The organism is Paenibacillus sp. BK033 (genome assembly GCF_004345425.1).
Classification (GTDB): domain Bacteria; phylum Bacillota; class Bacilli; order Paenibacillales; family Paenibacillaceae; genus Pristimantibacillus.
The window spans coordinates 1,409,221-1,427,975 of record NZ_SLVP01000001.1 but is presented as its reverse complement, the minus strand read 5'-3'; the positions used below and the strand labels follow the sequence as shown (position 1 = coordinate 1,427,975).

Annotated in this window: 15 protein-coding genes; 6 read left to right on the top strand and 9 right to left on the bottom strand. The window is 49.0% G+C overall.

Annotated elements, in window-relative coordinates; genetic code table 11:
• The first annotated feature begins 185 nt into the window (after positions 1-185).
• Positions 186-3,659, top strand: coding sequence for a glycoside hydrolase family 2 TIM barrel-domain containing protein (locus tag EV294_RS06460; protein WP_132304892.1), 3,474 nt, complete (start codon positions 186-188; stop codon positions 3,657-3,659).
• 270 nt (positions 3,660-3,929) lie between these two features.
• Positions 3,930-4,538: a hypothetical protein gene (locus EV294_RS06455; protein ID WP_132304890.1), complete on the top strand. Its 609-nt coding sequence runs from the start codon at positions 3,930-3,932 to the stop codon at positions 4,536-4,538.
• Between the two features lie 24 nt (positions 4,539-4,562).
• On the opposite strand, the gene EV294_RS06450 is transcribed toward EV294_RS06455, so the two are convergent.
• The 3 genes from EV294_RS06450 to EV294_RS06440 form a co-directional block, all read right to left on the bottom strand.
• A complete protein-coding gene (locus EV294_RS06450; protein ID WP_132304888.1) occupies positions 4,563-5,240 on the bottom strand; it encodes an HAD family hydrolase in 678 nt (225 codons plus the stop codon).
• 185 nt (positions 5,241-5,425) lie between these two features.
• Positions 5,426-8,014, bottom strand: a complete 2,589-nt coding sequence (locus EV294_RS06445) for a metallophosphoesterase (protein WP_132304887.1) — start codon at positions 8,012-8,014, stop codon at positions 5,426-5,428.
• 2 nt (positions 8,015-8,016) lie between these two features.
• Positions 8,017-9,282, bottom strand: a complete 1,266-nt coding sequence (locus EV294_RS06440) for a class I SAM-dependent methyltransferase (RefSeq protein WP_132304885.1) — start codon at positions 9,280-9,282, stop codon at positions 8,017-8,019.
• A 190-nt stretch (positions 9,283-9,472) separates the two neighbouring features.
• Here EV294_RS06440 and EV294_RS06435 point away from each other — a divergent pair, with 190 nt between their 5' ends.
• Complete coding sequence (locus EV294_RS06435; RefSeq protein ID WP_132304883.1) at positions 9,473-9,904, top strand: VOC family protein; 432 nt, start codon at positions 9,473-9,475, stop codon at positions 9,902-9,904.
• A 170-nt stretch (positions 9,905-10,074) separates the two neighbouring features.
• Here EV294_RS06435 and EV294_RS06430 read toward each other — a convergent pair whose 3' ends face one another.
• Positions 10,075-11,190 (bottom strand): DNA alkylation repair protein, encoded by a 1,116-nt coding sequence (locus EV294_RS06430; RefSeq protein ID WP_132304881.1) that lies wholly within the window; start codon positions 11,188-11,190, stop codon positions 10,075-10,077.
• Between the two features lie 137 nt (positions 11,191-11,327).
• Between EV294_RS06430 and EV294_RS06425 the strand changes: the two genes are divergently transcribed.
• A complete protein-coding gene (locus tag EV294_RS06425) occupies positions 11,328-11,858 on the top strand; it encodes a GNAT family N-acetyltransferase (RefSeq protein WP_132304879.1) in 531 nt (176 codons plus the stop codon).
• Here EV294_RS06425 and EV294_RS06420 read toward each other — a convergent pair.
• From EV294_RS06420 to EV294_RS06410, 3 genes are all read right to left on the bottom strand, one after another.
• A complete protein-coding gene (locus EV294_RS06420; protein WP_132304877.1) occupies positions 11,855-12,376 on the bottom strand; it encodes a GNAT family N-acetyltransferase in 522 nt (173 codons plus the stop codon). The genes EV294_RS06425 and EV294_RS06420 overlap by 4 nt on opposite strands.
• A 91-nt stretch (positions 12,377-12,467) precedes the next feature.
• On the bottom strand, positions 12,468-12,890 hold the full coding sequence (locus tag EV294_RS06415) for a VOC family protein (protein WP_132304875.1): 423 nt from the start codon (positions 12,888-12,890) through the stop codon (positions 12,468-12,470).
• A gap of 86 nt (positions 12,891-12,976) precedes the next feature.
• On the bottom strand, positions 12,977-14,935 hold the full coding sequence (locus tag EV294_RS06410; protein WP_165930588.1) for a methyl-accepting chemotaxis protein: 1,959 nt from the start codon (positions 14,933-14,935) through the stop codon (positions 12,977-12,979).
• Positions 14,936-15,278: 343 nt separating this feature from the next.
• Here EV294_RS06410 and greA point away from each other — a divergent pair, with 343 nt between their 5' ends.
• Positions 15,279-15,755, top strand: a complete 477-nt coding sequence (gene greA, locus EV294_RS06405; protein WP_132304871.1) for a transcription elongation factor GreA — start codon at positions 15,279-15,281, stop codon at positions 15,753-15,755.
• A 36-nt stretch (positions 15,756-15,791) separates the two neighbouring features.
• On the opposite strand, the gene EV294_RS06400 is transcribed toward greA, so the two are convergent.
• Complete coding sequence (locus EV294_RS06400) at positions 15,792-16,682, bottom strand: LysR family transcriptional regulator (protein ID WP_132304869.1); 891 nt, start codon at positions 16,680-16,682, stop codon at positions 15,792-15,794.
• Positions 16,683-16,799: 117 nt separating this feature from the next.
• Here EV294_RS06400 and EV294_RS06395 point away from each other — a divergent pair, with 117 nt between their 5' ends.
• Complete coding sequence (locus EV294_RS06395) at positions 16,800-17,897, top strand: branched-chain amino acid aminotransferase (RefSeq protein WP_132304867.1); 1,098 nt, start codon at positions 16,800-16,802, stop codon at positions 17,895-17,897.
• On the opposite strand, the gene pdaA is transcribed toward EV294_RS06395, so the two are convergent.
• Complete coding sequence (pdaA, locus tag EV294_RS06390) at positions 17,894-18,688, bottom strand: delta-lactam-biosynthetic de-N-acetylase (protein WP_132304865.1); 795 nt, start codon at positions 18,686-18,688, stop codon at positions 17,894-17,896. The two genes, EV294_RS06395 and pdaA, sit on opposite strands and share 4 nt — an antisense overlap.
• Positions 18,689-18,755 lie beyond the last annotated feature (67 nt).

Below are 18,755 nucleotides of genomic sequence, written 5' to 3'. Positions count from 1 at the left end.
ATACAAAAATGGGACTTATTCGTTAATTCTAATAGATCATTACGCAATGCACAATTCAATCTTTCGATACTTAGAAAATTAAACAATATACTTGGATAATATTACTTCTTTTCTAATTTCATTGCACTCCCGCACGCCTGATGCCACTATCGAAGTAGAATCGTCAGATTGAAAGGAGTTCTCCCATGAGCCGGAAACAAAAGCTGAACAATGACTGGTATTTCTCCAAGCACCCGCTTGGCACGGAGTTCGATGCCATACTCGAAGGCGGAGCAGACTGGTCCCCCGTTACTCTCCCGCATGATTGGTTAATTTATGACACGAATAACTTGTACGAGAACAGCGTCGGTTGGTACCGCAAAACGATCCACTTCGAAGAAATCCCTTCCAATAGCCGGTTTGCGCTGCGGTTTGAAGGCGTTTACATGAATTCATCGGTTTATGTGAACGGCCGTGTTGCAGGTACCTGGAAAAACGGTTACTCGACCTTTGAATTGGATATAACCACTTTCCTGACCGCGGGCGATAATGAAGTTCTCGTCCAGGTTATTCACGAGTCTCCGAACTCCCGCTGGTATTCCGGCGCAGGCATTTACCGGTCTGTTTGGCTTGTCGCCTCACCTGACACTCATCTTGCATCAGACGGCATTTATATTTCCGCTAAAAAGAATAACGATGACGCATGGTCCGTTGATATCGACAGCGAGGTCGTATTTGCGGAGCTGGCCGACCCTTCATCCGCCTATAAGCTGCGCCATACGATTCTGGATGCAGCAGCGGCTGCAATTGGCCAATCGGAAACCACGATTCAACCGATAGCAGGCGAGACGGTAACCATCAATCAATTACTTGCCGTTTGGCAGCCCCGGCTTTGGGATTTGGATGAACCGGTCCGCTACCGGCTCCATACCGAGCTGCTCCTTAATGGCGAAGTAGTGGATGAGCATCGGCAAACGTTCGGATTCCGCACCTTCGGCTTCGACTCGGAGAAAGGCTTTTTCCTAAATGGCCGACACGTCAAGCTGCAAGGGGTCTGTCAGCACCATGATCTCGGCTCTCTGGGTGCAGCCGTTAATAAAACGGCACTTCGAAGACAAGTTTCCCTTCTTCAGGAGATGGGCGTTAATGCGATTCGTACCGCTCATAACATGCCTGCGGTTGAGCTCATGGAATTGGCCGACGAGATGGGGATTCTTATCGTCTCTGAAGCGTATGACATGTGGGAGCGGGCCAAGACGCCTTATGACTTCGCGAGATTTTATAAGGACTGGTGGGAAAAAGACGTCGCCAGCTGGGTTCGCAGAGACCGGAACCATCCAAGCCTGCTGATGTGGAGTATCGGCAACGAGATTTACGATACGCATGCCGATGAACGCGGACAGGAGCTGACCATCCAGCTGCGCGATAAGGTTCATTCTCTTGATCCGAAGGGCAATGCCGTCGTGACCATTGGATCGAACTATATGCCTTGGGAAAATGCGCGGAAATGCGCGGATCTTGTCAAATTCGCCGGCTACAACTACGGGGATAAATATTACCGGCAGCATCATGCGGAGCATCCGGATTGGTTCATCTATGGCAGCGAGACCTGCTCGACGGTACAAAGCCGGGGGATCTATCATTTCCCTCTCGCCCAATCCGTTCTGGCGGATGACGATGAGCAATGCTCGTCGCTTGGCAACAGCTCGACCAGCTGGGGCGCAAAGAGCACGGAGGCCTGCATCATTGCGGACCGCGACGCCGCCTTCTCGCTTGGACAATTTCTGTGGACCGGCTTTGACTATATTGGCGAGCCGACGCCGTACCATACGAAGAACTCTTATTTCGGACAGATCGATACAGCGGGATTCAAGAAGGATGCCTTCTACATTTATCAAGCGGAATGGACCGACTATAAAGTGAAGCCGATGGTTCATATTTTCCCGTATTGGGATTTCTCTGAAGGACAGCTGATTGATGTACGCGTCTGCTCGAATGCGCCAAAGATTGAGCTATTCTTCAACGACGAATCAATGGGAACCTGCGATATCGATCATGTCCACGGCCAGCAGCTGCTTGGCGAATGGCGGATTCCTTACGCGAAAGGACTCCTCCGAGCTGTCGCTTACGATGAAGCCGGTCAACCTATCGCAACGGATATCCAGTCTTCCTTCGGAGACGCGGCTTCCGTCCTGCTGATTCCGGATAAAACAACCATGGCGGCAGACGGCTCCGATCTGGTCTTTATCGAAATCTCAACCCTTGACCTAGAGGGCCGGCCGGTAGCCAATGCCAATAATCGCATACGCGTTACCGTGGAAGGGCCTGGCCGCCTCGTTGGACTCGATAATGGGGACAGCACCGACTACGATTCGTACAAAGGCACGAACCGCCGCATGTTCAGCGGCAAGCTTCTGGCTGTTATTGCACCTACGCTGGAGAGCGGAACAATCACTGTGCGCGCTGCTTCCGAAGGTCTGATTGCTGGTGAAGCGGTGCTCCAATCTGTCATGCCTGAACCTGCTGCACCCGGTGAAGAATATTCCCTGTATGCCTATGCGCCGGGACAAGCAGCCGAAACTTCGGGCGTAACCGAACCCACCGATGAAATTCCGGTGCGCAAGCTGGAGATTATTTGCCCGCAAGGCAATGCCCTCACGGCAGACAACCGCTCCGTGCCCGTTCAGGTAGTTATTCATCCAAGCAACGCAACCTATCAGGAGGTTGAATGGCGGGTAACAAATGCGGCCGGCGTAGACGCCAATATTGCCAGCCTTGAGTCGGCCGGACATCATGCTATGGTTACCGCATTAAGCGACGGCGAGTTCTATATCCGCTGCTCAACAAGGAACGGCTCGGACAAAGTCCGGATGTATGCCTTAATGGAATTCCGGATAGACGGCATTGGACAGACTTTTATAAATCCGTACGAATTTGTATCCGCAGGCTACCATAGCGGGTCCAGCCGCAACCTGACGAACGGCAATGAACGTGGCGTTGCGACCAGCCGGGACGGCGAAAGCTGGATTTGCTTCGATAACATTGACTTCGGAAGCTATGGGGCAGACGAGATAACGCTTCCGATCTTCTCGTTAGACAGCGAAAAATTCTTCATAGACATTTGGGAAGGCATTCCCGGCGAGACAGCTGCCTCCCTGCTTGCGCGGATTAGTTATCAAAAGCCGACGAAATGGAACGTGTACCAGGAAGAAACGTATCGCCTGCCTCGCAGGCTCAAAGGAATAACTTCGCTAAGCTTTGTCCTGCAGCGCAAAATTCATCTAAAGGGCTTTCAGTTCAGGAAAGCCGTCAAGGCATTCGAACGTCTGGAAGCACGGGAGAATAATCAGATTTACGGGGACTCTTACACCCTGAAGGATGATGCGATCGAAAACATCGGCAACAACGTGTCGCTTGTATTCCAGGATATGGACTTTGGAGAATCGGGAGCTAGCAGGCTTGCGATCTGCGGTCAATCGCCAATCGACAACAATACCATTCATATCTTGTTCAGCGGCACGAACGGCGAGACCAAACAGCTTGTGGAATTTGCTTATTCGGAAGGCTATTGCGAGAACGAATACATGCTGGAACGGATTACCGGCCTTCAGACCGTGACCTTTATTTTTCTGCCGGGCAGTCAATTCAACTTCAAATCGTTTCAGTTTTTCCAGGAGTAATGAAACGTGAGCCAAACGGACCTCAGCGGACAGCTGAGGTCTTTTCTTTCCAAGTACCACCGCAACTAACCCTACAAAAATACGTACAATTGTATAAATAAGGAATTTGGGAAGGTTAAAAGAACGAGTTACCGTCTTATCCTGACCTTTCTTTACGAAATCCTATAATTCGATGCGGGCACTTTTGGTACTTTCGAAGATTTCCATAAGGGATCATCTTTTGGTACACTAAACGTTACCATTGTCACAGTCAGCTAAGGAGGATTTATATTGCGAGTAAAAGAGAATCTGATTGGCGCCGCTATCGCCTTTGTACTGATTTGCGGTGCCGGTGCCATTGGCGCGAATTACGTTCTTAAAGCCATGGGCGGCGGGGATAAGGCAGAAGCGTCGGATCCTGCGGAAACAACCACTAAGGCTGAGCCGATTCATGTACCGCAGGTTGACTTTGCTGCGAATTCAGCCGAAGGACGTGCGGTAACCAAGATTAAGGAGTACCATTCTACCTTTGATCTTAAGGTAACCGGCGGAGGTCTGGATAATTTCAAGTCCGATAATAAAACCGCATGGGATGAGTTTCTGGCGTCCGAGGTCTTCGATACGAAAAATTACGAAGAGATTGGCAAGACCCTTGCAAGCGTCCAAGGCTTGCAGCTTGATATGAATACCTTGATCGCGCTCGCCGATATTGCCCGCAAGAAGCATGATCCGGAAGCTTTGCGTTTTATGCACCGCATCCTGCATGATTTGGACTTATACGCATTCCCTAATAAAGATACCGTGCAGAGAGATTACTGGGGTGTAACAGACACCGTTCCCTCCGGTGATCATGCGAACCGCGATGAGATGGACAACTATTTGGCCGCGAATAAAAAGTAAACCAAAACCGGGAACACCATCGTGTTACCCGGTTTTTGTTTGGATAAAGCGTTGAATGAGCATCGGTATTTCTGCCAAATTATCGCAGACCATATCGGTGTATTCGTTGAGACCAGCCGTTTGTTTCCAAATGGTCCGCATCCCAAGCTCCTTCGCCGGTATCATATCCTTCTTCAAGTTGTCGCCTATAAAGACAGTCTCGGCTGCTGATACATTCAGATTGGACAAGGATAACTGAAAGATTGCAGGATCCGGCTTTCTTAAACCAACTGCTTCCGAGATAATAATGTCGTCAAAATAACCTTCAATGCCGAGAGCCCTTATTTTATTCCGCTGATAAAACGCCCTGCCGTTCGTAATCATGCCTAATTTGACCGCGGCTTTCTTCAATTCGCTCAGCATATCAAGAAGTCCCGGATAACCAATCGCGTATTCCGAGAAGTTCCCGTTCAAATCCTCCAGCATGGCAGGAAGTAAAGCGCGGTCGATTGCAAATAACTCGAATAAGTCCATGTAGACGTCTTCCTTCGGACGGACGACATGATTCATTTCCGTAAATCTCTCCACAAACTCCTCCCTGGCTATACCGAAAGCTGCAAGGGCAAATGTATCAAATTGATGATTAGCGAACCCGATTAACGATTGATGCTTATCCAGTAACGTTTGGTCCAGATCGAAGATAACGGCAGTTATTTTATTCATCCAGGCACTCCTTAATCGAATGGTCCTTATATTCCTATGATAGAAAGAGAATATCACAGGCGGAACCATTATAAAATACTGGAAATTCCCTGAATATCTTTCACCTGATGACGGCCACAACAGTCTGTACATTGGCAATAGAAAAAAACGCACCTGCTAAAGTGCGTTTCTCTCGATGCTTCCTCTTAAAGCCTCGGGTCGATTTCCCTCTCTTTGGCTACTTCGAAAAGCAGTCCCGCCGCGATTTCTTTGTACAGCTTATTTTCAGGCGATATCTCCGCATACGGAACGGCGAGCATCCGCTGGCCAATCCGATATTCGTTGGCCGAAGTGCGAAGCTTTTGACTCACATTCTTTTGTTTCATCAGCTTATTGTATTTATGAGGGAATCGATAATCATATCCGTAAACGATGGACAAGTATTCCGGATTTCGGACCTTGATAAAGGGTACCATATTCTCCCCGATGATTTCCGGCTTAATGACAACGCCTTCCATCTGCTGGTCAACCGTAAGCTTGGCGAAGAACTTCTCCGCTTTACCGACAGCTTCTTCATCCGACAAATCAACAAGCAGGAATTCATCCTCCGAGAGAAAACGGTACATCTCAGAGGTTTTCCGGTTCGCCGGCATTTCTTCCCGGCCGGATGCGTAGATAATTTTCAATAACGCAAACGGCTTGTAGGCAAGCTCGCCTTCTTCCGCGTACAGCTTCATTTGGTGCTTATAGGTTTCGTAAGCAGCTTCATGTACATCAAGCGGCATATAAGAATCGAGAACGGCACGCAGATGCTTGTAGCTCTGATAAGCAGTCGATCCGTATTTTCGGCTTAACTCCGCCTTCGGCATATGATATTGATCCTTTTCAAAGCCGCTAGCTCGGTAATCCTCCGTTAATTGTCGAAGCGCCGCTTCGAATCCATTCTGATGCAGAAAAGCAATCTCTGTCTCCAGCGCCTTCTCGATCGGTTTGAATTGCCGCTGAATCAATCCTTCCCCCATCGCCTGCCATGGCAGCAGCTCGCCGTCGAGCAGAAGCATCTCGATATTGTTTTCCTTCATGTAACCGCCAAATTTACCGAGAAGACCGGCATAAATCCCGCTTAAGTCGACCTTCTTGATCTTGTACCCATTTCGGCTGATCGCAAAGCATTGCTCCACATCGGAATAGAGATAAATATTGCATCTCGAACCCATATATTTCGGCTGCAATACGACTTCCTTCACGCCACGTTCTGCGAAATAGCGCAAGCCTTTGCTAATGGATTCCAACTGTCCGGATTCATCATCCTTATCTGCCGGAGCCATCGTCCCCGAAATATAATTAATCTTGTTATAAGACGCGTAACGCAGGCGCCGGAGCTCCTCTTCCCCTAAATCCTGAATCGCTGCTTTTCGTTCCGAAACAAATAACGGCCGCAGCTCCTCCGCCATGAAAGCCTGACTGGAAATTTGGGATTTGAAGAACGGTTTATAGGACAGGCTTACGGAGGTCAACGCGTTTCCATGTACGCAGCCCGAATCGATATGGACTTTGTTTTTGATCCGGAAAGCGTTCTTCGCAGCGACATGCCCGAATACATGGAAAGGATAATTGCTTACCGCTTCTTCTTCCAGGAATCTGAGCTGTGCCTCGAGGTCGGCTTCCCGGTCGATCCGGAAGTTTCGCTGGTGCCGCTTAGAGTTCGAGTCCAGCTTACCGATATATTTGTTCCGGCATGGCGCATGTGTGACGTAAAAGGACGCACCGTTTGCGCCAACGAAACGATAGAACGGTTTGGAAACGGCGATCAGCCGTTGAAACTGTTCTAGCAATTCGGGATGGCTGCGCAGCTCCCGCGTGGAATCGAAATACGTATGCAGCAGCTCCTCGTCGACTCCCTGCACTTCTCCTTTTAAATACTTGTGGACGAAATTCTCATGATTGCCCATTACAAAATAAAAGTGTTCCCGGTTCTCATGCAGAAACTGGATCGTTTCCCTTGTCTGTTTGCCTTTATCGATCCAATCTCCGACCAGCACGATTTTTGTATCCTTTACACGGTCAGCTGCAGTCAAGACATTTCCGTCAATCTGAAAGCCGTGGCTGTGCAAAAGGGCTTTAAACGTATCCAAGCATTCATGAATATCTCCTACAACGATATATTTATATCGGCTTGGCAGCGCGGTATCGAGGTATTCATCCCGATTTTCAATATGAACCCGGTATTCGGGATTTGCTTTCTTTTCGGTTACCGAATAAAAGTCCTTGGCCCTTATCTTATGAATAGCGGAGTAGCCTTCTTTGGACAAGGCACGCAAAACTTCGGTTTTAATCCGGTTGATGTGCGCCGTAATGAGCTTCTTGGACCGCTCCGACGCATAGTAATCGGCACGGTTGCGATAGTCGAACAAAATAACCTCTACGTTATAGTTGTTCTCGTGAGCAATCTCTCTCACTTTTGACCGGAAGTCATCCGCGAGGCCGGTTGTATCTACGATCACAAACTCTGCATTAACCGGGAAGGAAGTGACCAGCTTCAGCTTGGCAAACAGCAATTGAAAGGCCTGCTCGCTGGCTTCCAGCATGACCCGGTCGTACTTGTCATAGTCAAACCCAAGTACTTCCTGGCGGATGGAGTCGGAAGACAAATATTGAATGTTGGATTTTACGCCACTCTCTTTCGCTTGAAACTGCAGGCCTGGAATAAGGATTTCATTCGCAAAAGTAGACTTCCCGCATTCCGTCGGTCCCACCATTAGAAAGATGGTATGCACTTTCGTTGAGATTTCCATGTTTAAGCCCCTCTTTTCTTCAAAATAACGCCTTGTGTCGTCCGGATGCTGTTCACGCCGTCACCGATGGCAATGAATTCAACCTCCCATTTGATTTCTTGAACGACATCCCTGAACCACTGCCGGAACTCCTCTTGCCCCATCTCCCATTTATGATCGTCATGCCTCATGTGTTGAAGCTCGTAGTAAGGGTTGAAATCAGCGTTTGGCGTAGTAATAATAAATTGATCAAAATCGATATTCGCGCAAATCGTTTGAATGCATTGTTTGGCTTCATCCTTGCTCATATGCTCAATAACTTCGGTCATGATAATATCGACCTGCTCTCCGTTGTAATCCGCGAGGAAACGCTCAATCGACGGGTAAAGCGAGATATTATCCAGTTCTTTCGCATTTGCCTTTCGTTCAACAGTCGCAAGTGAATCTTGATTAATGTCGACCGCATAATAGCAGCCTTCTATTTTTTTGGCGAACGGTATGGCGTAAAAGCCTTCCCCGCAGCCTATATCCAGAATCGATTTATCGAATTTAAGGCAACTCCCGATATAATTTCTCCTCTGAAAGGCGGTTCCGCCAAAATCGAAGTCAATAGCATAGCGGTCCGTGCTCTCCAAAGCTTTTTTATTTTTCCAGAAGTTTGTCTTGGATGTCAGGAAGCTTCTTGCGAATAAGCTGCGAATGTAGAAAGGAGCGTCAATGACTTGAATGCTTTGAATATATTTGTCAAGAATCTCGTCATTAAGATCGATATACTCATGGCCCGACATCGCCAGGAACAAGCATAAAACGCTTACCACATGAAGCAGATGGTACAAGCTTTTATCCGTAATAATCGTTAAGGAATAGCTTTTGTTGGATAGCATTTGGCGTTCGAAGCGGCAATCCCTCATATGTTTCTCGAAGCTTTCAATGTAACGGATCCATTCCACATGAATCATGTTGATATGAAAGGTGTTTTCATAACCGTCTGCATCCTGCTCGTGCCGGTTTTTGTACGGAGCCGAGAAAAACTCATTAATCGCGTTCAGCGGGAAAAGCGGTGTATGGTATCGGGATACATTCAAATATTCGAATTGCTCCTGCTCGTTTTCTTTATAAGACACTTCGTTATCCGCATCCTTGAAATACACGTTGTAGACCGATTCGCCGGTATGCCAGCCATAGGCCAGCCCTTTCCGGACGGACCGGATTTGCATGCCGGAACTTGGATTTTTCTTTATCAAATAAGTAAATTGCGGATTTGTAGATTTCAATTGAACGATTGCCATATGGTTAATCCCCTCTTTCTTAGCAGCTTCTATTTCGGATTTTTACATATTTATCCGTGAACGAACATGGCAAAAGTATTACGACGCAGGCAAAAAAAGAGCAGCTTCTATGCATTTCTCTATTGCCACTCCAGATTTTAAGACGATATAATTGGATCAATATTCCAAAAATTTTAGGAGGACAAGTGTTATGATCCCTCAACGTGTCAGCCTGATAACGATTGGTGCTTACGATTTGCCTGCGCTTCGCGCTTTCTACCTGAAGCTCGGTTGGGCGGAGGGCGCTCATAGTTCAGATAACTATGCTTCATTTCTGACAGCTGGCGTCATCTTGACCCTATTCCCGATTGAAGAACTAGCCAAAGACGCCGGAATCACTTTTTCGCAAGACAGAAATAGCTACCGCGCGGTTTCATATGCCATTAACGTGGACGAGCCCTCGCAAGTAGATTCAATCATTGATCAAATCCGGGAGATTGGCGGAACTGTCTTAAGGGAACCAAGCGATGCGTTCTGGGGAGGGCGTACGGCGTATTTTGCGGATCCGGAAAACAACCTGTGGGAAGTGGCGTGGAACCCCACTGCCGTATTTGACGAGCGAGGCGCAATGATCTCGTTCTAACTGGATAGGGGAATTGCGAAGACCGCCGCGCTGCGTCAATTTTAACGAACGGCATGGCTTCGTGCCGGTTGGAGAGAGATTAACCATGGAGAGATACCCGGCTGCCTTTTACCAATACAAAATAAAGAGCTAAGCCAATGCTTGAGGCATCGGCATAGCTCTTCTACTCACTATTGAACCGTTTGCGGTCGCAGCTCAACCATTGCGGACGCCGTTTCAACGCCGTTCACCAGCAGCACGATGCGATGCTCTCCCGCATAATGACGCCTGGTGGATAAATCCGCGAACCGGTGAACCCTGCTGCCGGATAGCTTTGAACCGCCGGGCACCGTCTTATCCGATAACAGAAACAATTTACGGGAGGTTTTGCCTCCGGATTTCACGAAATCTATTCCGTATTCAATTCTAAGATGCAGCGGCTCGCCCTCTTGAACTTGCAGGGCATATTCCAGTCTGCAGCTGTCGCCGATCTCCAGAACGGAAGGCCGGGCCTGAAGGTCTGCGGAGATAACGATAGGAGCAGAGTCTTCCGGCATGGCGTATCCGAATATGGCCAGCGCCTCCGGATTGGCTTGGCGGACCAGATTCCGGCAAGCGTGACGGATAATCCAATCCGTGTACGGATGCTCTCCCTGCCATCTCCGGGCTATGTCCAATACAACATCCGGGTGATCCTTGGTAATGTCGTTCAGATTATTGGCGACGCTCTTGCGAACATAAAGCGAAGGATCCGCCTTCAGCAATTCAAGCACCGGAAGCAGCGGCGCTGGGTCTTTCTTAAAGACGGGAAGGGCTTGGCCCCATGGAAGACGCGGCCTGCAGCCTTCGCTTGCCAATCTTCGAACATGTTCATCCGGGTCGCTTGCCCAGGTGAACATTTGTTTCATCATCCGTTCCGGATCGCGAAGCAAAAAGACGCGTACGGCGAATTCAGCCGAGGATTTCGAGGTAAATCTCTCCAGAGCCTGCATGGACACGTCCCAATGCTCCTCTGCTCCGCCGTATACCTCAACAAAATCCGGGAAGAACAGATACGGAAATCCGCTGCACTTCTCGCATATCGCATACAAGACTTCCAGCGCGTCCCTGTAATCCGCCGGCAAATGCCTGCCCAGCACGGTCGAGATTTTCCTGATCCTCCCCTTCAGCGCCAGATCGTTCCACTCATCATTCATAACTTGGGTTACAAAAGCCTCTTTCGCAAACCGCGGATAAGCGGCCAGCACTTTATCCGCGAATTGCCGCAGGAAGGCTTCATCGTAAATATCTTTTAACGGCTCAGCCAATGGAGTACCTCTCTTCGATAATCTCTTTGTCGTAGTCATACGTCCATTATAGAACATTTGTTCCTGTTTTGCAAAGCGTGATAAGCAGACTAATAACACAATCCGGATCATGTTCGCCGGTGAGAGGGAGGAATGGCATGTTTCCTGTTTTAGAAACGGACCGCTTGCATTTACGAGAGATCACCGGCGGGGATATAGCAGATATCTTTGCTTGCTTTTCAAACAAACAGGTTACCCGATATTACGGACAAGAAGCGTTGGAGCGCATGGACCAAGCGCAAGCGCTTATCGATTATTTCGCAGCGGGCTACGCGGAAAAGCGCGGCATACGCTGGGGAATCGAACGCAAGGGAACAATGGGACTCATCGGAACCATCGGCTTTCATTTATGGTCCCCCAAGCATAGAAGGGCAGAGATCGGATATGAGCTTCTTCCCGAATCCTGGAGGAATGGTTACGCCTCCGAAGCAATTTCCGCAGTTCTGCGGTACGGATTTCGGGAGCTTGGGCTCAACCGCATTGGCGCCGTGGTATTTACGGACAACGAGGCCTCGAGTCGTCTGCTTGCGAAGCTCGGCTTTCAACAAGAAGGCATTTTGAGAGATTATATGGTTCAATACGGGAAGGCGCATGATACTTACATTTACTCCTTGTTAAACCATCTTTAAAATTTGCGATACCAAAAAACAGCCTTCTCATGAGCTGTCGAAAATTTGGAGTATAGCATCGTATCCACTCCGCCGATGATAAAGTTATTCCTGGCATAGAAACGGCAAGCTGACAAATTGACGTCCTGCGTCTCGAGCATAAGCCCAATCTGATGATGTTGTTTCGCCCACTCGACGGCTTTTTCAAGCAATTGAGTTCCGATGCCTTGCTGACGCCAGCTGCCGGATACCCCGATATCTTCGATAAGAGCAAAGCCGTTCCAGTTGGAACGGAGTTTAATCCGTCCAATGCATCTATCATCCGCGTAAAAGAGAAAAACAGCCTTCTCAGCATCCTCCATGTACGAATCGTCAATGTCTTCCTGTTCATATTGCTTCATGTAAGGTTCGGTAAAAACCTCTTCCGTGTAGGTCCAAACATCCTTTTCATACCTCGGAATAATCCGTCCGGAAACAAGGAAGCTTTCGTTCGATTTGTAATAGTCAGCTCTATTTGAATGCGTCATCTTCTTAATCATGACTCAGTGAAATCCTCCTTCCCGGCGCAAAAAAGGAACCAGCACCTGCGCTAACAGACTACCGGTTCCTTCTATTTTTGTTAGATGACTATTAGTATTCGCCAATTCCGAGATTGAATTGCCATTGAATACCGAATTTGTCGGTCACCTGACCGTACAGCTTGCTCCAGAACGTCTCCTGCAGCTCCATCACAATGTTGCCGCCAACTTTCAGACGATCGAAGGCCGAACGGATTTTGGCTTCATCTTCCTCGACGTATGCCAATGTAATGTTGTTGCCAACCGTAAACGGCATGCCCGGGAATACATCGGAGAACATCACGTTGCTTCCGCCGATGTTCAGGCGCGTGTGCATGATCAGGTTTTTCGCTTCTTCCGGCAAAGGATATTCCGGGTTAGGAGGAACTTCGCCAAATGTCATCAGCTTCGGCTTGTCCAATCCAAATACTTCGGCATAAAACTCCGCCGCTTCACGGCAATTTCCGTCAAAGTTCAAATAAGCATCAACTGACATCTCGATCTCTCCTTGTATGACGATTATAAAATCGCTGGATGGCTATCCTTCCATACTGTACCATTTTCGATATAAATAATCAAAAGCTATTGATTCGTTTTGAATTTCGACAGCACTTCCTGCAAATGCTGCGCCATATGGCTCAGATCCTCGGCAGATGCCGAAATATCTTTCATGGAGGCGAGCTGCTTCTGGGCGCCTTGCGAAATATTTTGAGAGTGGTTATTCGTGTTTTGCGTCATCGTTACGATCTCGGTCATGGACGCCGTAACCTCTTCCGTACCCGCGGACATTTGCTCCGATGCTGCCGACACTTCTTGAATTTGGCTGGAGATTTCCTGGAATGTTGCGGACATGCGTCCAAATACTTCGCCAGCTTCATGAATTAACTCCGAACCAATCTCTGCATCGTTAACGCCTTGATTCATCGCTTGCGCGGCACGTATCGTTGTCCCCTGTACTTCCTGGATCAACGCCGTAATTTCGGACGCGGATTGCGCCGACTGCTCCGCCAGCTTTTTCACTTCATTGGCAACAACGGCAAAACCTCTGCCATGCTCCCCAGCCCGCGCAGCTTCGATAGATGCATTAAGAGACAACAGCTGCGTTTGATTCGTGATTTCTTGGATAACCGACACAATGCTGCCGATCTGGTTCGATTTCAGCTCCAATTCCCGTACTTCGCCCGCAGACTTGATTGCGGATGCGTGAATGAGCTTCATCTGCTCGACGGCGTGGGTAACGGCAACCTGGCCAAGCTGCACCTCTTCAAGCGAGGACTGCGAAGCTTCGGCAACGACCGAGGAGGATTCGGCAATCCGCTGCACGCCGGAAGCCATCTCTTCCATGGCGGTAGAGGTTTGCTCGGCTGAGATCATTTGGCTCTCGCCGGCTGATGCCACATTGTGAATCGCTTCTCCGATACGGCTTGAAATATCTACGGAATCCATGGATGAGGCAGTCAGCTCTTCGGAGGAAGCGGCCAGCTGCTCCGCCGCAAAGCTTACTTTGCCGATCGTGCCGGAGAACGAATCGAGCATCTCGTTCATATTGTCCGCAAGCTGGCCAAGCTCATTTCTCGCTTTGACTTCCAGTCTCGGCCTTAAATCCCCGCTTGCGAGGACTTTAATGACATTCGATATGTAGACAATCGGCTTCGCCATCCGATTGGCCGATATATAGGTTGCGATTAGAGCCAGAAGGGTTACCGCGAGAGCAACTCCGATTGTTTTCCAGAGCATGTTCGTAACGGGCTGCATCGCTTCCCGCTCCGAAATGGATAATTGAACGACATAGCCGTTGCGGGTCGCTTCGGCATAGCCGATTTTTTTCTCCCCGTTAAAAATATAGGAATAGTTCGTGTCCTTGCCCTGCTTGGCCATTTCGAATGCCTTCACCGTTTCCGGCATGTTCATATCGTAGACGGTTTTCTTCATGACCAAATCTGCCTTCGGATGACTGACAACAAGCCCGTTGCTGTCCAACAGAATGGCGTAGCCGGTTTTTCCGACCTTTGTCTCGCTTACAATTGCAGCGGCTTTGTTAATTTCATAACCGAATATGTAGAAGCCATAAGCCTTTCCATCCTGTTTTAGCGGCGCAGCGATCACAATGGATACCTTGGATGGATCGACTTTATTAACCAGCGGGTCGCTGACCGTTAAATGGCCTTCCGACAAGGATTTGAAATACGGCCGTTCCGAGACGTCAATCTTGTCTCCGGTTTGCGCAACGACGAAGTTCTTGCCCGTCATGTCCAGCGAATAGCCGGGGGACATCAGCTCCGGATTTTCTTTCATAAAATGCTCGATCAATTCCTGGTGCTTCACGGCGTCCTGTCCAAAGTATTGTCCAACCCCTGCCAGGGCATTGATCTTGGAAACCTTCGACTGCAGCTCCTCGTCAAGCCTTGCGGTAATGACATCGGCCTGCTGCCCAAGCTCCTTCTTGATCTGGCTTTTGAACAAAGAGGAGTTCGCAAGAAATAATGCTGTCGACATGGACGCTACAATCGCAATCGCAATAATCAGCGTCGTGATCAACATTCGGTGAGCAATTTTCCGCGTTTGAAATAACCTGGGTAGTTTAAACCTCTTCTTCAGCATTTCTCTCATTTACTCCCTCTCATTAATGTCGGCGGCGGCATGCCAAAAAGACCTCTGTCCAAGGTAGTTGTTCAAGTTGATCGAGGTCCGTTCTGAAAAATATTCACGGGATGCCAGCACGACATATCCTACACTATAAATTTGAGTTTTCGATTTCGTTTTAGTTAGAAATATGTTAGTTTTATATTCCTGCTGGGAGCTTCGCCCAAGTTTCTTTTCCCTAATGGATAGTGTAAGATGTAGGAAGCGAATCAATGAAAATCAATGGCAGGAGTTGTCGAGCTTGGCACAAAACGAAATCATTTTAACCCCTGAAGGACTTAAAAAATTGGAGGATGAGCTGGAGGAACTGAAGACGGTCAAACGCTCCGAGCTGGCGCATCGTCTTAAGGTAGCCATCAGCTATGGAGACCTGAAGGAAAACAGCGAATACCATTCGGCGAAAGACGACCAAGCCTTCATGGAGACCCGCATTGCGCAGCTGGAGAAAATGCTCAAGACGGCCCGGGTATCCAATTCGAAAGACACATCGAAAGTTGGCGTAGGCTCCATTGTGGTTCTGAACGACATTGAAGTCGCGGAGAAAATCGAATACCGCCTTGTCGGTCCTGCGGAAGCGGACGTATTCGAGAACAAGATCTCTTACGAGAGCCCGATGGGCCAGGCGCTTATGGGCAAATCCGTTGGAGATGTCATTAGCGTGGATGCGCCAATCGGCGTCATCAAATATGAGCTTCTCGAGATCAAAGCGAACGGATAAAGAATAGGATGCAGCATACGAGCTGCATCCTTTTTTTCATTCTTCGAACAAACGGATGAAGTTCCGGGCACTCTTCGACAGGTACCGGTCCTTCAGCCAGATAATGCCGACCTCGGATTGAAAATCCGCATCCGAGATGGCGAGCATCTTTATTGTAGGAAGCGGAAAAGAAGCCATGACCGATTTCGGAAATACCGTTGCCCCGATACCGGCTGCCACCAGGGCAACAATGATGGCGACGCTGGAGCATTCGCAGATGACCTTAGGTTCAAAGCCATGCGCCCTCGCTTCAATCATCACGCGATGATGCATCCCGATCGTTTTGTCTGTCTTAAGGGTCAGGAAGGGCATGTCGGCAAGCTCGCTCATTAGCATCGTATTTTTATCCGGGTCGCCTACCCAACTAGCCGGAAGAACGGCAACGTACGGATCCGAAGGAAGCGGCAGGACCGAATAAGGCTGCGTATGCAGCGTCGATTCAAAGGGCAGCCTCGCCACAATGAGCTCGATATCCCGCTTCTCCAGCAGATTGCCTAGAATGAAGTGATCGCCTTCCCAGATTTTGAAGGTGACATTCGGATACAATCTGCGGAATTGCTCGATGGGCGGCGGCAGCAGCGAAATGCAGGACACAACGGAACCGATAGCCAGCATGCCGTGCAAGCCCGCGTCGAGCTCTTTCACTTCATGAATGGTCTCGTTGAACTCCTGCAGCAGCTTCTCCGCCTTGTCCCGCAGAAGCTCGCCGGCATGCGTGAGATTAAGTCCCTTCCCGCTCCGGTCGAACAACGTTACGCCTAATTCATCCTCCATCAGCTTCAGCTGACGGCTTAGAGGCGGCTGCTCCATATTAAGCGCTTTTGCTGCCCTGGTAATTTGTCCTTCTTTGGCGATCGCCAAAAAGTACCTTAACTGTCGGATGTCCATAGCCAGCCCCCAATATACCTTTTCGGTATGCGTTCGCGATAAAACAGATACTTTAAATATATCGGCTGGCATGGTACGATTCAACTATAAATGAGCAACAAGGAGAGATCAAAGACGATGAACAAGGCCATAACCATAGAACTTTCTACTAACAAAAAGCAAAAACCTAAAGCATCCGAGCTTGGATTCGGCAAGTATTACACGGATCATATGTTCATTCTGGACTATGACGCAGCTAAGGGCGGCTGGTACAACCCGCGTATCGTTCCTTATCAGCCGATTACTCTTGATCCGGCTGCGAAAGTATTCCATTATGGCCAAACGATCTTTGAAGGCCTTAAAGCTTACCTGACCGGCGACGGCAAAATCCGTCTGTTCCGTCCGGAGCAGAACATGGCGCGTCTGAACCGTTCGAACGCGCGTCTCAGCATCCCTGCTGTTGACGAGGAACTGGCACTCGAAGCTTTGAAGCAGCTTATTCTGACAGACCGCGACTGGATCCCTGCCGACGCGGAAACTTCCTTGTACGTACGCCCATTCGTTATCGCGACGGAAGCACAGCTTGGCGTTAACGCGTCGACGCAATATATGTTCATGATCATCATGTCTCCAGTTGGTTCTTACTACGCGGAAGGCATTCATCCGGTAAAAATTCACGTGGAATCGGAGTACGTTCGCGCGGTGCGCGGCGGCGTGGGCAACGCGAAGACGGCCGGCAACTACGCGGCAAGCTTGAAAGCTCAAGAAGAGGCATACGCGCAAGGCGCATCCCAGGTTTTGTGGCTGGACGGCGTTCATCGCAAATACATCGAGGAAGTCGGCAGCATGAACGTGTTCTTCAATATTGACGGCACGGTTGTAACCCCTGCACTGAACGGAAGTATTCTGGACGGTATTACACGCGATTCGATCATCCGCCTCCTCAAACATATGAACGTGCCGGTTGAAGAAAGACAGCTGTCCATTGAAGAGGTTATTACGGCCCATCAGGAAGGCCGTCTTCTTGAAGCGTTCGGTACGGGTACTGCCGCCGTTATTTCTCCAATCGGGGAACTGTCTTGGAAAGGTACGCGTTATGTCATTAACGAAGGAAATACCGGCGAGCTGTCGCAAAAGCTGTACGACACGCTGACCGGTATTCAAAAGGGTATTGTAGAAGATCCGTTCGGCTGGTCCATTGTTCTCGAACCTTCCGAGCATCTTATTTCGAATTAATCGCCATACGTCTTGACGGCCATTTGATCAAGACTTTTAAATTCATAGCCTTGCTTGCGGGCTTCGTCAATAATCGAACCGAGCGCGGCGGCATTGTCTTTGGATACGGTATGAAGCAGGATTACCGCTCCGGGATGAAGCTGCGCGACGACTTGATTAAAGGCGAAGCCCGCTCCTTTTTGCTGATTGACGTCCCAATCCTTATAAGCGACCGACCAGAACACGTTCGTATATCCGGAATCCTTGCTTACCGCAAGAACGTTATCGCTAAATATTCCTCTTGGCGGCCGCAAATAAGTCATGGCCTGCTGACCGGTCAAAGCTTGAACCTGCTCTCTTACCTTCTCAAGCTCCGTACGGATCTGACTCGACGAGATTTGCGTCATATCCGGGTGGGTCCAGGAATGGTTGCCAACCAGATGGCCCTCGTTGACCATTCGTTTTACCAGCTCCGGCTGGTCCTTCACGTAATGCCCCGTCACGAAAAAGATAGCGGGCACCTGTTTCTCCTTAAGTACGTCAAGCACCTTCGAGGTATATCCGTTCTCATACCCGTTATCGAAGGTCATGTATAGTTCCTTCTTGGTCGTATCCCCGAGAAAAATCGCCCCGTGCTTCATGACAATATCCTTGAAGCCTTCTTCATTAATGGACGGCAGCTGCCCGCCTACGCTTTTCTTGAATCCAAAATGAAACGGACCCTGCTGTGCTTCAGCCGGATGCTGCGCAACCAGCAAGAATAAAACGGCTGCAATCCATAACGTATGGATCCATGCTGATGGTTTTTTCATTTTTCTTTCTGCTCCTCCATGTGTAGTCCGTTTATTTTCCCCTCATTCTCTGTATCCAATCCACTAT

Bases quoted from the DNA above. Each gene is read 5' to 3' on its own strand.
- EV294_RS06460 (WP_132304892.1), top strand. From the start codon at position 186: ATGAGCCGGAAACAAAAGCTGAACAATGACTGGTATTTCTCCAAGCAC.
- EV294_RS06450 (WP_132304888.1), bottom strand. From the start codon at position 5,240: ATGAATAAAATAACTGCCGTTATCTTCGATCTGGACCAAACGTTACTG.
- EV294_RS06445 (WP_132304887.1), bottom strand. From the start codon at position 8,014: ATGGAAATCTCAACGAAAGTGCATACCATCTTTCTAATGGTGGGACCG.
- EV294_RS06440 (WP_132304885.1), bottom strand. From the start codon at position 9,282: ATGGCAATCGTTCAATTGAAATCTACAAATCCGCAATTTACTTATTTG.
- EV294_RS06435 (WP_132304883.1), top strand. From the start codon at position 9,473: ATGATCCCTCAACGTGTCAGCCTGATAACGATTGGTGCTTACGATTTG.
- EV294_RS06425 (WP_132304879.1), top strand. From the start codon at position 11,328: ATGTTTCCTGTTTTAGAAACGGACCGCTTGCATTTACGAGAGATCACC.
- EV294_RS06420 (WP_132304877.1), bottom strand. From the start codon at position 12,376: ATGATTAAGAAGATGACGCATTCAAATAGAGCTGACTATTACAAATCG.
- EV294_RS06415 (WP_132304875.1), bottom strand. From the start codon at position 12,890: ATGTCAGTTGATGCTTATTTGAACTTTGACGGAAATTGCCGTGAAGCG.
- EV294_RS06410 (WP_165930588.1), bottom strand. From the start codon at position 14,935: ATGTTGATCACGACGCTGATTATTGCGATTGCGATTGTAGCGTCCATG.
- EV294_RS06400 (WP_132304869.1), bottom strand. From the start codon at position 16,682: ATGGACATCCGACAGTTAAGGTACTTTTTGGCGATCGCCAAAGAAGGA.
- EV294_RS06395 (WP_132304867.1), top strand. From the start codon at position 16,800: ATGAACAAGGCCATAACCATAGAACTTTCTACTAACAAAAAGCAAAAA.
- pdaA (WP_132304865.1), bottom strand. From the start codon at position 18,688: ATGAAAAAACCATCAGCATGGATCCATACGTTATGGATTGCAGCCGTT.